The sequence below is a fragment of the Photorhabdus akhurstii genome (assembly GCF_019090985.1).
Lineage (GTDB): Bacteria > Pseudomonadota > Gammaproteobacteria > Enterobacterales > Enterobacteriaceae > Photorhabdus > Photorhabdus akhurstii.
Genome location: NZ_CP020335.1, coordinates 3654847 through 3672138 on the forward strand (window position 1 = coordinate 3654847; position 17292 = coordinate 3672138).

The following is a 17292-nucleotide window of genomic DNA, read 5'->3' on the forward strand; positions in this document are numbered from 1 at the left end:
CACTAGAACTAAATAATTGAGTACTTCCTTAATATATCAGTATTACGAAGCCTCCTCGTCATAGTTGATTGCCAACGCCCTATTCAAAATCTGAGCTAAAGTGATTTTATTCTCATTATCCTCCAATAAACTAAAATGGTTACCCGGAGTAGCAATCAATTGAAGTGAAGTATCAGGCATTACCCGCTCCCAACCTAACGACGGTTCTATGTTCACGGATTCTGGCTTTTCATCTACCACAAAAGAAACAGCAGGAGAAGGTTCTACCGCATAGAACTGATGCAGCGTTATCGCTAATGCCGGCGGCTCATAATCGGCAACGATTTGTGTGTAACGTTCGATCTGCCGCCAACATTTTGCAATCACATCAGCACGCTGATTTGCTGGATATAACGCCAATTCTTGCGCCGCAGCAATAAACTGAACCAAATCCAATTCATCAATTCGCCGGTATAGCGCAGCAATCTCTTCTTTGCACGCCTCCCCTGACTGCCGGACCAGCTCGGTAAAGAAATGATGTTTGGACTGCATGGCCTCTTTGCCAAAATAATGAGGCGCAGGCGTATCAATCAGCCCCAGGAAATTAACTCGCTCGCCAGCACTCAAAAGCTGTTGGGCAATGGCATAAGCCAATATCCCACCAGAAGAGTAGCCGCTTATTCGGTATGGACCTGCCGGTTGAACGGCTTTCATCAAGGCGATCATTCTGGCTGCTTGCTCTTCCATCGTTAACATCGGTTCTTCACTGATCGATGGCCAAGGCAGCGCATAAATCGGGTAGCCTGACGGGATATGTTGAGCCAGCCCGAAGACATAAGAATAATCACCCATGCCACTGGGAACAAAGAACAGCGGCAATCCTGCTCCATCAGGTCGCACCGATATAGCGCTGCTTTGCGGCTGAGACAATAAATCTGAGGTGATTTTTGCGGTCAATTCGGCCAATACCGGGAATTGGAACAAAGTATTCAGTGTAAAAATCAACCCTCGGCCAGCGGCAAGATTCATCATTCGCATAGCAAGCAACGAGTGACCGCCCAACGCGAAGAAATTGTCATACCGGCTAACCTGCTCAATCCCTAGCAATTCACACCAAATCTCTGCTAATACGGTTTCCGTTTCGCCTTGTGGCGCCTCGTAAGCCTGACGAGCAAATGCTTCACTGTCCGGCTCCGGTAACGCATGACGATTCAACTTACCGTTTGGCGTCAATGGAAAAGCGTCCAAACGCACAAAGGCTGACGGCACCATATAGTCAGGTAAAATAACACTCAAGTGGGTACGCAAGTTATTCGCCAGCCTCTCATCCGCTTGCGCCACTACATAAGCAACCAAGCGTTTATCCTGACCTTTACCCAACGTCAGCACCACAGATTGACTTACAGCAGGATGTTCCACCAACCGGGCCTCAATTTCACCCGGTTCAACACGGAAACCGCGAATTTTCACCTGATGATCATTGCGGCCCAGGAATTCCAGATTGCCATCCGGCAGGTAGCGAACCAAATCCCCGGTGCGATACATCCGTGCATTTGGATTATCGCTAAACGGATCAGTCAGGAAGTATTCCGCGGTCAGTTCAGCACGGTTGAGATAACCCCGCGCTACACCCGCTCCCCCAATATACAATTCCCCCACCGCGCCTAACGGTACTGGCTGCTCCTGAACGTCGAGCAAGTAAACACGGGTATTCGGCAGCGGACGACCAATGATATTGGCCTGCCCCACCCCCTCGTTTAGGCAGGATGTCGTTGTAGTAATCGTAGCTTCTGTCGGACCGTAGCAATTAACCAGAACAGGGTATTCGCCATGAACCGATAGCCAACGTTGTAACTCATGATCAGGTATCGCTTCCCCACCAATGCAAATAATTCTTACGCCCTGATAGATATCGCCTTTATTAACATTTGATATTATCCGCCAGAATTGGGCAGGTATCGCAATGTAGGTAATTTTATAAAACTCGCACAGACGCCAGAACTCCTGCGCACTCAGGAGCCATTGATTTGTCCTTAAGACTAATTGTGCCCCCAGTGTTATTGCGCAAAATATTTCTGATGCACAAACGTCAAAAGAGGGGTTGCAAAATTGTAATATACGGTCAGATGCGTTAAGCGACCACTTCATGTTCAACGAAGTAATTTGACTGACCAGTTGCCTATGTTCAACCATCACCCCCTTTGGCGTACCGGTCGAACCGGAGGTGTAAATCACATACGCCAGATGCCGTGAGGTCAATTCCGGTATCTGTGGATTGCTGTCTGGCAGGTCAAGCAATGTATTCGGATCAAGCACTGTCAGCCCGGTCAGCACGTTTTCACCCAACACGGTACGCCCAACGGCATCAGCCAGCAAAATAACCGGTGAAACATCGGCCAAAATATGTGATAGACGTTCGCCCGGATAATCCGGGTCCAGCGGCACATAAGCCGCGCCTGCTTTCAGCACCGCCAACAATCCCACTACCATCGCCGGTGAACGCGCCACGCAAATCGCCACCCGCTGGTCCGGTTCTACACCTAGCGCAATTAGCTGATGGGCCAACCGATTAGCGCGGGCATTTAATTCGGCATAACTGAGAGTTTGCTCCTCATACACTAAAGCTGTCGCGTCCGGGGTTTGCTCTACCTGTTGTTCAAACAATTGATGAATACATAACGGTTCCAGATACGAGGTTTCTGTCGCATTCCAAGTATTCAACAGTAACGTACACTCCGTTTCAGGCAGAATGTTCAATGTCCGTACCGGCGTTTCCGGGGTCTGTTCCAGTGCCTCCGCCAAGCTCTCCAGCGCCTGCTGCATATAGCCACATACCCGTTCAGGCTCAAACGGCTGGATAACTTGAGCCGTCAGCCCCAGTGCGTCACCAAAATCTTCCACCGATAAGGCAAACGGATAGTTGGTAAACTCCTGCGCCCCAAGGAATTCAATACCGTCCATCGTTCCATCCAAAGGATCTGGCTGATCATTATGCCGGTAGTTCAACAAGGCGCTGAACAATGGAATGCCATCCAGCACCCCACTACAACGCTGGGCCAGCGCCAGTGAGGCATGTTCATGTTCCAACAATCCCGCTAACCGGCTATGTACTGCCTGTACACTATCACGCACCGGCGTATCATTCATATCCAGCCGCAACGGCAAGGTATTGATAAATAGCCCCATACCGCTATCAACCCCTTTCCCCACCGCCATACGCCCAAATATTACGGTACCGAACACCACCTGTTCCTGTCCGCTGGTACGCGACAACACCTGCGCCCAAGCCAAATGACATAAAGCCGCCAGACTCACCCCCAAACGTCGGGCTTGACCACGCAGACGGTCATTCAGCTCAGGCGCCAACATCCGCTGCGATTCCGTCACCTGCGAGCCATCACGATGCACCTCCGTCAATCCGAACGGCAGCGTAGGTTCATCCACCCCGGCTAACATGTCAGTAAAGAAACGGGTATGCGCTTCCTGACTTACCCCCAACCGGGCCTGCGCCACCAAATTGCGGAAAGGCGTCGGCGTTAGCAGGCTCTCCTCCTGCCCGTCCAGATAAGCTTGGACTTCACGATTCATCACGTCCAACGTGGTATGGTCGCCAATCAGATGATGCAATAATTGCAGTACAATCCAACGGCCATCGGTTTCCTGTGCTATCACAAAGCGTAATAACGGGGCTTCGTTCAGGTCTAAACGATGGTGACGGGGATCAAAACGCTCAGCCAATTGCCCGCTAACCGGTCCATCGGCTGGGTTTAGTGTCAGCTCAATCACCGACAAAGATGCCTGACGCCAAACCACTTGGGCGGGCACTGACAATCCTTGCCAGATAAAGGCTGTACGCAGGATATCGTGTCTATTAACCACCTGTTGCACCGCCGCCAGATAACGGTCCAGCAAAGTCCGCTCAGTAAAGACCATCTGACCGGTTAATAAATAGGGGTCCCCTTTGTTTGCCAATAGGTGATGGAACAAAATACCGTCCTGCAATGGCGACAGGGCATAGATATCCTGAATATTGGCAACCCCGCCCGGCACTTGCCCGACGATGCGGTCAATGTCAGCTTGGGTTAAATCAATTAGCGGCAACATTTCCGGTGTCAGCATCGTAGTTGCCGGGGGGATCACGTTAGCCGGCACGATTACAGCCTGATGCTGTCCCAACGTTTGCGCCAAATCTGACAGCACCGGAGACTGGAACAGATCACGCGCCGCCAGTGTCAACCCCAATTGACGCAAGCGTTCAATCATGCGTACAGCAAGCAGTGAATGGCCGCCCAACGCAAAGAAGCTGTCATACCGACTAACCTGTTCAATCCCCAGTAATTCACGCCAAATCGCCGCTAATGTCATTTCCGTTTCGCCTTGCGGCGCTACGTAAGCCTGACGGGCAACGGCTTCACTGTCCGGTGCCGGTAGCGCTCGACGATCCAACTTACCGTTTGGGGTCAATGGAAACGTATCCAGACGTACAAAAGCTGACGGCACCATATAGTCAGGCAAAATTTTACTCAGGTAATCACGCAAACTATTCACCAGCCCGTCATCCGCGGGCGCCGCCACATAGGCCACCAGCCGTTTATCCGGCCCATCCCCTAGCACCGATACCGCCGCCTCACGCACCGCCGGATGCTCCACCAGACGCGCCTCAATTTCTCCCGGCTCAATGCGGAAGCCTCTGATTTTCACCTGCTGGTCATTACGGCCTAAGAATTCCAGATTACCGTCCGGCAAATAGCGAGCCAAATCCCCGGTACGGTACATACGAGCATCAGGTTCATCGCTGAATGGATCGATCAGGAAACGTTCGGCGGTTAACTCAGGGCGATTCAAATAACCTTGAGCGACCCCATCGCCACCAACATAAATTTCACCGATCACACCCGGCGGTACCGGCTGACCATACGCATCCAGCACATAAACGCGCGTATTCGCTATTGGCCGACCAATAGGTATCCGGCTCGCTCCCTGTGGCAACGCCTCGATAGGATACATAGTGGTAAAAGTGGTCCCTTCACTCGGACCATAGGCTTGCAAGAGTTGTTGCGGCGGACGATTATCCAGAACCTGAGCAATCACCTGTAAATCGGGGATATCTCCCCCGAAAATTAGGATCTTAATTTGCGGAAGAATGGGAGATAACTCTGCCGCCAACCGGTTAAACAACCCGATAGTCAGCCATAAAACTGTGATGCGGCGCTCCTGTAACGTCAGCACTAACTCTTGTGGCGTCAATAAGGTGGCGCGGTCGATAACCACTAAAGCACCACCGTTAAGCAACGGCGCCCAAACTTCAAACGTGCTGGCATCGAAAGCCGGATTAGCCGTAAAGGCCACTCGATCCTCCGGCCCGATGTTGGCATAACCATTATTAATGACCAGCCGAACCATAGCACGATGCTGCACCAAAACCCCTTTGGGTGTGCCGGTAGAACCGGAGGTATACATGATATACGCTAACTCGGTGCTGGAACGCAGCAAATCAGGGTTGATACGATCTTGCTCTCTGTTCGCGCTTTTCTCATCCGAGAGACGCAATAGCGGAACAGTCAAGTTAGCCGGAATATCAGTCCGTGTATCGGTAAGCAGCAACCGAGCGGAACAATCACTTATCAGCCAATTTTTCCGTTCATCCGGCATACTGGGATCAACCGGCACGTAAACAGCGCCGGCTTTGAGAATCGCCAATTGGGCCACCACCAGTTCCATCGAGCGCTCTAACAGGATCGCAACATGGTCATCTGGACGAATTCCCTGTTCGATTAGCTGATGAGCCAATCGGTTAGCGCATGTATTCAGTTCCGTATAGCTTAAGGTTTTATCTCCCGCTATCAGCGCCGTCGCCTCCGGGGTCTTCTCTACCTGCTGCTCAAACAATTGATGAATACATAACGCATCAGGATAGGCGGTTTCCGTAGCGTTCCAGGTTTCCAGCAACAGTGTGCGTTCTATTTCAGGCAGGATGTTCAAGGCGCGTATCGGTGTCTCCGGGGCTTGCTCCAAAGCTTCCACCAGACTCTCCAGCGCCTGCTGCATATAACCGCACAGGCTTTCCGGATCAAACGGTTGCACTACCTGAGCCGTCAGCCCCAGAGATTCGCCAAAATCCTCCACCGACAGCACAAATGGGTAGTTGGTTCGCTCCTGTGCATCAAGAAATTCAATACCACTGATCAGTTCATCTGACATTGCCGACAAAGCATTATGTCGATAATTCAACAATGCGCTAAAGAGCGGCGTACCGCTGGCAATTCCACTGCAACGTTGAGCCAGTGCCAGTGAAGCATGCTCATGCGCCAATAATCCGGCAAGTCGGGTATGGGCGACCTGCACGCTGTCCTGCACTGGGGTCTCATCGATATCCAGCCGCAACGGCAAAGTATTGATAAACAATCCCATGCCATTGTCAGCACCCTCCCCCGCCTGCATACGCCCAAACAGCACCGTACCAAACACGACACTCTGCTGACCGCTGGTACAAGACAACACCTGCGCCCAAGCCAGATGACACAGCGCCGCCAGACTGACACCCAAACGCCTGGCCTGACTACGCAAACGGTCATTTAGCTCAGGAACCAACATCCGGTGAGATTCCGTCACCTGCGAACCGTCACGATGCACCTCCGTCAATCCAAACGGCAACGTGGATTCATCCACCTCCGCCAACATCTCGGTAAAGAAGCGGGTGTGTTCTTCCTGACTGACGCCCAACCGGGCCTGCGCCACCAGATTGCGGAAAGGAACCGGCGCCGGCAAGCGCTCCTCTTGCCCCGTCAGATACGCCTGCACTTCGCGGTGCATCACTTCCATCGTTTCATGGTCGCCAATCAAGTGATGATGCAATTCCAGTAACAACCAACGACCATCCGTTTCTTGAGCGATAACAAAACGCAGTAACGGGGCTTGGCTCAGATCAAGACGATAGTGAGCGGGATCAAAACGCCGGGTTAACTGGTCACTGACCAGACCGTCAGCCGGGTTTAGCGTCAATTCAGTCACTGACAATGGGGCCTGACGCCAGACCACCTGCGCCGGCATTGACAATCCTTGCCAGATAAAGGCGGTACGTAAGATATCGTGCCGATCAATGGTCTGTTGAATCGCCGCCAGATAACGATCCAACAGCGCCCGGTCAGCAAAGACCATCTGGCTGACTAACAGATACGTATCACCTTCATTCTCCAACAGATGGTGGAACAAAATACCATCCTGCAATGGCGACAATGCATAAATATCCTGAATATTCGCCACCCCGCCCGGTACCTGTCCGACGATGTGGTCAATGTCAGACTGAGTTAAATCAATCAACGGCAACATCGCCGGTGTCAGCACCGTCGTATCCGATGTAATACCGTTATCAGGCACCCGGATTTCATCATGCTGAACCAGAGACTGTGCCAGAACACGGAGTGTTGGATGCTGAAATAGCGTTTGTACTGATACACCCAGACCGACACGCCGCAATCGTTCAATCATACGCACGGCGAGTAAGGAGTGGCCGCCCAATGCAAAGAAGCTGTCATGTCGGCTAATCTGTTCAACGCCCAGTAACTCACACCAGACAGCCGCCAGCATCGTTTCTATCTTCCCTTGCGGGGCCTCATAAACTTGACGAGCAAACGCCGCCGCCTCCGGTGCCGGCAACGCCCGGCGATCCAGCTTGCCATTCGGCGTTTGCGGGAAGCTATCCAGTCGCACAAAGGCCGCCGGTATCATATAGTCAGGTAAAACTGCGCACAAGTGTTCACGTAAATCAGCAGTCAATCTCTCATGCGCTTGTGCCGCTACGTAAGCCACCAGCCGTTTGCCCAGCTCATCATCCAGCGCCAGCACCGCCGCCTCTTGTACCGCCGGATGTTCCACCAGCCGAGTTTCAATTTCCCCCAGTTCAACCCGGAAGCCGCGAATTTTAACCTGTTGGTCGTTACGACCGAAGAATTCCAACTCGCCGTCCGGCAGATAACGCGCTAAATCTCCGGTGCGATACATTCGCGCATTGGACACCGGACTAAAGGAATCTGGCATAAAACGTTCTTCGCTCAATGTCAGCCGGTTCAGATAACCCCGTGCCACACCTACGCCCCCAATATACATTTCACCCACGCAGCCCAATGGCACAGGTTGGCTGTATTTGTCCAACAGATAGACACGAGTATTTTTAATCGGCCGACCAATAGAACGATCATCTGCCGGGGATACTATTTCTTTACAGGTCGCCGTCACGGTATTTTCCGTCGGACCGTAGGCGTTCAATAACTGAGGTCGGCGGCCTTCCTGTCTAAACCAGTCCTGAATAGCGTTCTTTTTAACCGCCTCACTGCCAATGATGATCAACCGGAGACACGCCGGCAACGATAATCCGTTGTCTCTGGCCGCCAGTTCAGACCAGAATAAGGTCGGCAGAAACATCACCGTGATACGGCTTTGCCGGGCTAAAGCAATAAATTCCGCCATTGAAGCCAGCCAGCTATCATCACGAATCACCAGCGTGGCGCCGCTGCATAATGACGAGAAGCACTCTTCCACTGAAACATCAAACGCAAAAGCAGCAAATTGCAACACCCGGTCTTGCGCGGTGATGGCATAGGGTTCATTAACCCCCAGATAACGTTGATACACCGCCTGATGTTCTACCATCACCCCTTTCGGCTGCCCGGTTGAACCGGAGGTGTAAATCACATAAGCCAGATGCTGTGGCGTCAATGCGGTCACTAATGGATTGCTGCCCGGTTGTTCAGGCTGGATATTCGGATCAATTACCGTCAGCCCGGCCAACGCCTCGCCACCCAGTGCGGCCTGTCCGATCGCATCAGCCAAGACCACTGATGGGGCTGTGTCATGCAGGATATAGGTCAGGCGCTCCTCCGGGTAAGTTGGGTCCAGCGGCACATAAGCGCCACCGGCTTTCAACACCGCCAACAACGTCACTACCATTGCCGGTGAGCGTGCCACGCAAATCGCTACCCGTTGCTCCGGTGTTACGCCAAACGCAATCAGTTGATGGGCCAATCGGTTGGCGCAAGCATTTAATTCGGCATAACTCAGTGTCTGCTCTTGATACACCAGTGCCGTGGCCTGCGGGGTTTTCTCCACTTGTTGTTCAAACAACTGATGAATACATAACGCCTCAGGATACGGGGTCTCCGTGACGTTCCAGGTTTCCAGCAACAATGTGCGTTCCGTTTCAGGCAGGATGTTCAGTGCCCGTACCGGCATTTCTGGGGCCTGCTCAAGGGCCGCTACCAAACTCTCCAGCGCCTGCTGCATATAATTGCATAGACTTTCCGGATCAAACGGTCGCACCACATGAGCAATCAACCCCAATGTAGCGCCATCGTCCTCCACCGACATCCCGAAGGGGTAGTTAGTGCTCTCCTGTTCGCCCAGGAATTCAATCCCCTCCATCGTTTCATCCAAAGGAGCTGACTGATCATTATGGCGATAGTTCATCAGGGCGCTAAAGAGCGGCGTACCGCTGGCAACCCCACTGCATCGTTGAGCCAGCGCCAGTGAGGCATGTTCATGTTCCAACAATCCCGCCAGACGGGCATGTACTGTCTGTACACAATCCCGTATCGGCGTATCATCGATGTCCAGCCGTAGCGGCAGGGTATTAATAAACAGCCCCATGCCACTATCAGCCCCTTCTCCCGCAGTCATGCGCCCAAACAGCACGGTGCCAAACACCACTTTCTCCTGACCACTGGTACACGCCAATACCTGCGCCCAGGCCAAATGACACAACGCCGCCAGACTGACTCCCAAACGCCGAGCCTGACTACGCAAACGGTCATTCAAACTGGCCGTCAACAGTCGATGGGACGCTATCTCCTGAGATCCATCACGATGCACATCCGTCAGCCCGAACGGCAGCGTTGGCTCATCCACCTCCGCTAGCATCTCGGTAAAGAAACGGGTATGCGCTTCCTGATCTCCCCCTAACCGGGCCTGAGCTACCAGATTGCGGAACGGTACCGGGTCAGGCAGGCTATCCCCTTGTCCGGCAAGGTACGCTTGCACTTCACGGTTCATCACTTTCATTGCGGTATGGTCGCCAATCAGGTGATGCTGCAATTCCAGTAAGAGCCAGCGGCCATCGGTCTCCTGTGCCACCACAAAACGTAACAGCGGTGCCTGACTCAAATTAAGACGATAATGACGGGGATTAAAACGTTGAATGAGTTGATCACAAACCGGGCCATCAGCCGGGTCCAGCGTCAACTCAGCCACCGACAAGGATGCCTGACGCCAGACTACCTGAGCCGGTACTGACAACTCTTGCCAGATAAAGGCAGTACGCAGAATATCGTGACGATCAATCACCTGCTGCACCGCCGCCAAATAACGGTCTAGCAGAGAGCGATCAGCAAAGGCCATCTGACTGACCACCAGATAGGGATCGCCTTCATTTGCCAATAAGTGGTGGAACAAAATACCGTCCTGCAACGGCGACAGGGCATAGATATCCTGAATATTAATCATCCCGCCCGGCACCTGCCCGACGATACGGTTAATCTCAGCCTGAGTCAGATCAATCAGCGGCAACATTTCTGGGGTAATGTTCGTCGTCGCTGGCGTAATCACATTCGGCGGCACCGCCATAACCGGTTGCTGCCCCAGTGTTTGTGCTAATTCAAACAACACTGGCGACTGGAACAGGTCGCGCACCGCCAGCGTCAACCCCAAGTGACGCAAGCGTTCAACCATCCGCACAGCCAACAACGAGTGGCCGCCCAGTGCAAAGAAACTGTCATACCGGCTGGCCTGTTCAATCCCCAGTAATTCACGCCAAATCGCTGCCAGAACCATTTCCATTTCGCCTTGCGGCGCAGCATAAACCTGACGGGCCAAAGCTTCACTGTCCGGTGCCGGGAGCGCTCGGCGATCCAGTTTACCGTTCGGAGTCAGTGGAAACCCATCCAGACGCACAAAGGCTGTCGGCACCATGTAATCCGGTAAAATGGCACTCAGGTGATCACGTAGACTCATCGCCAGCCCCTCATGGGCTTCCGCCGCCACATAGGCCACCAGCCGTTTTTCCGGCCCATCGCCTAACGCCAACACCGCCGCCTCTCGCACCGCCGGATGCTCCGCCAGACGATTCTCAATTTCCCCCGGTTCAATACGGAAGCCACGGATTTTAACCTGTTGGTCATTACGGCCCAGAAATTCCAGATTGCCATCCGGCAGATAACGGGCCAAATCCCCGGTCCGATACATACGCGCATCCGGTTGATCACTAAATGGATCTGTCAGGAAACGTTCAGCAGTCTGGTCAGGACGATTAAGATAACCGCAAGCAACTCCATCACCCCCTACATAAATCTCACCAATCGCACCTGACGGTACCGGCTGACCATAAGCATCCAGCAGATAAATACGTGTATTGGCTATCGGCCGACCAATGGGGATGCGAGTCACTCCCTGCGCTAATGCCGCAATAGGATACATAGTGGTAAAAGTGGTTCCCTCACTCGGACCATAAGCCTGCAAGAGTTGTTGTGGCGGACGATTATCCAGAACCTGAGCAATCACATGTAAATCGGGTATGTCTCCCCCGAAAATCAGGAGCTTAATCTGCGGCAGAACCGGAGATAACTCTGCCGCCAGCCGGTTAAACAACCCGATAGTCAGCCACAGAACCGTGATCTGGCGGGCCTGTAAAACCCGCACTAACTCCTGTGGTGTTAATAACGTGGCGCGGTCAATAACCACTAATGCTCCGCCATTGAGTAACGGCGCCCAGACTTCAAATGTGCTGGCATCGAAAGCCGGATTAGCTGTAAAAGCAACCCGATCATCCTGACCGATTTCGGCATAACCATTATTGATAACCAACCGTGCCATCGCACGATGAGGTACCAATACCCCTTTTGGGGTACCGGTAGAACCGGAGGTGTACATGATATACGCTAAATCGGCACTGGAATGCGGTAAATCAGGGTTGAGGCAATCTTCCTCTTTGCTCGTGTCTGTCTTATTCGAGAGACGAAACAGCGGAACCAAAAGGCCGACAGGAATCTCAGATTGTTCATCAGTAATCAGCAACTTAGCTGAACAGTCATTTATCAGCCAATTCTTCCGCTCATCCGGCACACTGGGATCAACCGGCACGTAAACGGCACCGGCCTTAAGAATAGCCAATTGAGCCACCACCAGTTCTATCGATCGCTCTAGCAAAAACGCAATATGATCACCGGGCCGAACTCCTTGTTCGATTAACTGACGAGCTAGCCGGTTAGCACGGATATTCAGTTCTGTATAGCTCAGGGTTTTATCTCCGGCTATCAGCGCCGTCGCCGTTGGGGTTTTCTCCACCTGTTGTTCAAACAACTGCTGGATACATAACTGTTCAGGATAGACGGTTTCCGTGGCGTTCCAGGTTTCTAACAACAAGGTACGCTCCGCTTCCGGCAGGATATCCAATACCCGAACAGGCATTTCCGGGGTTTGCTCCAGCGCTTCCACCAGACTCTCCAGTGCCTGTTGCATATAACCACATAGAATTTCCGGATCAAACGGTTGCACGACCTGAGCCGTCAGCCCCAGAGTAGAACCGCCATCCTCTACCGACAGCACAAACGGATAGTTAGTTCGCTCCTGTTCGCCAAGGAATTCAATTCCGGCCATTGTTTCATCCAAAGGATCGAGCTGCTCATTATGGCGATAGTTCAACAGGGCGCTAAAGAGCGGCGTACCGCTGTCAACCCCACTGCATCGTTGAGCCAGCGCCAACGGAGCATGCTCATGTTCCAACAATTCAGCCAGCCGCAGATGCGCCTCCCGCACACTGTCCCGTACCGGGGTCTCATCCATATCCAGCCGCAGCGGCAGGGTATTGATAAACAGCCCCATTCCTTCCCCCACAGCCATGCGTCCAAACAGGACGGTACCAAACACCACTTTTTCCTGTCCGCTGGTACGCGATAACACTTGCGCCCAGGCCAGATGACACAACGCCGCCAGACTGACACCCAAACGCCGGGCCTGACTGCGCAGACGGTCATTTAACTCAGGAGCTAACATCCAGTGAGATTCCGTCTTCTGAGATCCATCACGATGCACACCTGTCAGCCCAAACGGCAACGTTGGCTCATCCACTGCCGCCAACATATCGGTGAAGAAACGGGTATGCGCCGCCTGACTCACTCCCAACCGAGACTCGGCCACCAGATTACGGAACGGCACCGGCACCGGCAGATGCTCCCCCTGTCCGGCAAAATAGGCCCGCACTTCACGGTGCATGACTTCCATCGTTTCATGGTCGCCAATCAAGTGATGTTGTAATTCCAGTAAGAACCAGCGGCCATCGGTTTCTTGAGCGATAACAAAATGCAGTAGCGGCGCCCGACGCAAGTCAAGACGATACTGAGCGGGATCAAAACGCCGGGTTAACTGGTCAATCACTGAGCCGTCAGCCGGATCTAACGTCAGTTCTGTCACAGGCAATCGTGCCCGGCGCAAGACCACCTGCGCCGGGACTGACAATCCTTGCCAGATAAACGCCGTCCGCAAGATATCATGGCGATCAATCGTCTGTTGTACCGCCGTCAGATAACGCTCCAGCAAAGAGCGGTTAGCAAAAGCCACCGGATAGAGCACCAAATAGGGGTCGCCTTCCTGTTCCAACAGGTGGTGGAACAGGATACCGTCCTGTAACGGCGACAAGGCATAGATATCCTGAATATTCGTCATTCCCCCCGGTACCTGCTCGACGATGCGGTCAATGTCAGTCTGAATCAAATCAATCAGCGGCAACATCTCCGGCGTTAGAGCCGTGGTGGCTGGCGTGATGACGTTAGGCGACACTATCACAGCCTGATGCTGTCCCAACGTTTGAGCCAATGCTGACAGCACCGGCGACTGGAACAGATCACGCGCCGTCAGCGTCAAACCCAAGTGACGCAAACGCTCAATCATCTGCACGCCAAGTAGGGAATGACCACCCAACGCAAAGAAACTGTCATGCCGACTGATTTGTTCAATGCCCAATAATTCACGCCAAATGGCCGCTAGAGTGATTTCAGCCTTCCCTTGTGGAGCTTCATAAATCTGACGGGCAAAATCGTCTTCCCCTGGCGCTGGCAACGCCCGGCGATCTAACTTGCCACTCGGAGTTTGCGGGAAGGTATCCAGACGCACAAAAGCCGCCGGCACCATATAGTCAGGTAAAATGGCGCTCAGGTATTCACGCAAATCAGCCGCTAATCTCTCATTTGCTTCCGCCTCCACATAGGCCACCAGCCGTTTGCCCTGATCGCCATCCAGTGCCAACACCACCGCCTCTTGTACCGCCGGATGTTCCGTTAGCCGGGTTTCAATTTCCCCCAGTTCAATTCGAAAACCGCGAATTTTAACCTGCTCATCGTTACGGCCCAGAAATTCTAAGTCACCATCCGGCAGATAGCGGGCCAAATCCCCAGAACGATACATCCGTTCGCCGGATACCGGACTAAAAGTATCCAGCATAAAACGTTCCACGCTCAACGCTGGCCGGTTGAGATAACCCCGAGCCACACCCACGCCGCCAATGTACATCTCGCCCACGCAACCTACGGGTACCAGTTCGCCATATTTGCCCAACAGGTAGATACGGGCATTTTTAGCCGGTCGGCCGATAGAACGGGCATCTTCCGGGGATAGCACGTCCTTATAGGTCACCGTCACGGTGTTTTCTGTCGGGCCATAACCATTCAATAGCCGGGGCCGGTGGCCCGTCTGTCTAAACCACGCCTGAATGGCGCTCTTTTTCACCGCCTCCCCTCCAATGATGATGAGCCGGAGACAATCTGGTAGCGGTAATCCACTATCTCTGGCCGCTAGCTCAGACCAGAATAGCGTCGGCAGTGACATCACCGTAATACGATATTGTCGGGTTAAGGCAATAAATTCTGGTATCGAAGCCAGCCAGCTATCATCCCGGATAACCAGTGTGGCCCCGTTGCATAATGACGAAAAGAAATCTTCCACTGAAACATCAAACGCAAACGCGGCAAACTGCAATAGCCGGTCTTGCGCGGTGACGGCATAGGTGTCATTAAAACCCAGATAACGTTGGTAAATTGCCTGATGTTCCACCATCACCCCTTTCGGCTGCCCAGTAGAGCCGGAGGTGTAAATCACATAGGCCAGATGCTGTGGCGTCAACGCCGGGATCTGCGGGTTGCTGTCAGGCTGGTTAAGTTGGATATTCGGGTCCAGTATCGTCATGCCTACCAGCGCCTGTTCGCCCAGCGCCGCCCGGCCAGCTTCATCAACCAGCACCACTGACGGCGCACTATCGCTCAGGATATATGCCAGACGTTCCCGCGGATAAGTCGAATCCAGCGGCACATAAGCCCCACCGGCTTTCAGCACTGCCAGCAATGCCACCACCATCATCGGGGAGCGCTCCACACAAATCGCTACCCGCCGGTCCGGTGTGACGCCCAGCGCAATCAGTTGATGAGCCAATCGGTTAGCACGGGTATTCAATTCCGCATAACTGAGGGCCTGTTCTTGATATTCCAACGCTGTGGCGTGCGGAGCCTGTTCTGCCTGTTGCTCAAATAATTGATGAATACATAATGGATCAGGATAAGGGGTCTCCGTGGCGTTCCAGGTTTCCAGTAGCAAGGTACGCTCAGCTTCAGATAACAAATTAAGCTGCCAGATAGGGATTTCCTCTCCCTGTCTTTGTGACGCTGCCAGCACCTGTAAATGTTCACCCATGCGCAGAACCACTTCCGTACTCAGGCGATTTTCATCGTAGATCCAACGAAAACCGCCCTGCGCATTGATTTGCAGCGTCAGTAATTCGCCCTGTGGCGCCTGATCACACGGCCTATCTTCCGCTATGACAGAAACGGCTATCCGCCACGGACAATGAGTTGTCAACGCCGGAATAGCCCACAATGAAGGAGCGCGCGCGAGGAGATCTCGACTAAATGTGTGGTACCGGCTCAACCGGGCCAACTCACCATCCAACCCGTTCGCTGCCACATGCCAGGGCTTATCAAACTCCATCTCAACGACCATTGGCGCCACCGGCGCCAAATCTGCCGACTTATCGTTTACTCCATCCACGCACCAACCAATTTGGAATGTCGTCTGTTGAGTCAGACGCGCAAGATAGATAACGAATGCCTGCAACAACGTTCGTAGTGGCTCTTCTTCACCATTTTTTGGCAACGGCGGCTGCCAGTCACTGATTACCCAACTGGGTTCCGCTTGTTCTCCGGCGGTTTCAAAAGGTAATTGGAGGGGTTGCAAAGCAGCAAGACGTTCACACCAAAATGATTCACTGAATGTAAACGTCTGGGGAATATTCTTTACATTCTGAGTCGGTGGCAAAATGTTATTTACGTTGGTTATATTTTCTGATGTTTGAGAGAGGAGTTCAGCTTTAAAAGCACTTCCTGCTTGAGTAATGCTATCTTTCATTTACTACCTCAACGAATCTGTTAGAAATTTGAAAACTGTCATTTCTGACAACCATTACCAATATTTCTTTCTTACTTCTTGCCCCCAAGAAATAAAAACGGACACATCTGACATCAATTCAAGACATTCAAATACGGGATGCTACAGTCCGGTTGACAACAACTAATTAACAATTTTTTGACACTAATTTTCCTGACAACGGAGTAAATAATTCATCTTATAATCCGGAATAAAATATTTTATTTTTGTCCCTGTTTTTAGATAAATTCTATTAATTGACTGCAATTTTAATTGGCTGACATTGAATTCCATCATTTAAGATGGAATCGTTAACTTTATTTAATTATGGATAAATACTAAATCACTCCTGTATTTTATCTAATTCTCTATTAATATCTAATTAAAATCATTTCAAAAATAAATTAAAAATTTATAAAGATAAAATGAATAAATTAACCCTCAATTATCAAAAAAGTTTACTTTGATAATTACCTATAAAATAAATTCTTTACCTTAATAATTAACTAATATTTCAATTACAAATGTAACTTATTCAACATTTACAAGCCTTCCTATATATTCAATTATTTGAAGATATAAGTCTGGGTTAAAGTAATTCATAACGCACTATTTTTCAACAAATAAATAATATCGTTAATGTAAATACCGTAAACGAACCAATACAAATTCAAATTAAATTCATTATATTGTTTTATAATAATAAGATTATAAAGCCGATATAAATATGACTATGTTTAATACCATAAAGAAACAATTTAAAACTAGAAATGGCTTTATTACACACTATCTTACAATAAACATTAATGCTATAAAACAATAAGCTATGTAATGAATCATTCATTACAGGACAATATCCCC

Annotated in this window: 1 protein-coding gene; it reads right to left on the reverse strand. The window is 51.5% G+C overall.

The window, feature by feature from the left end; genetic code table 11:
- Positions 1 to 42 precede the first annotated feature (42 nt).
- Positions 43 to 16413: a non-ribosomal peptide synthetase gene (locus tag B0X70_RS15865; RefSeq protein ID WP_217469782.1), complete on the reverse strand. Its 16371-nt coding sequence runs from the start codon at positions 16411 to 16413 to the stop codon at positions 43 to 45.
- Positions 16414 to 17292: the final 879 nt, after the last annotated feature.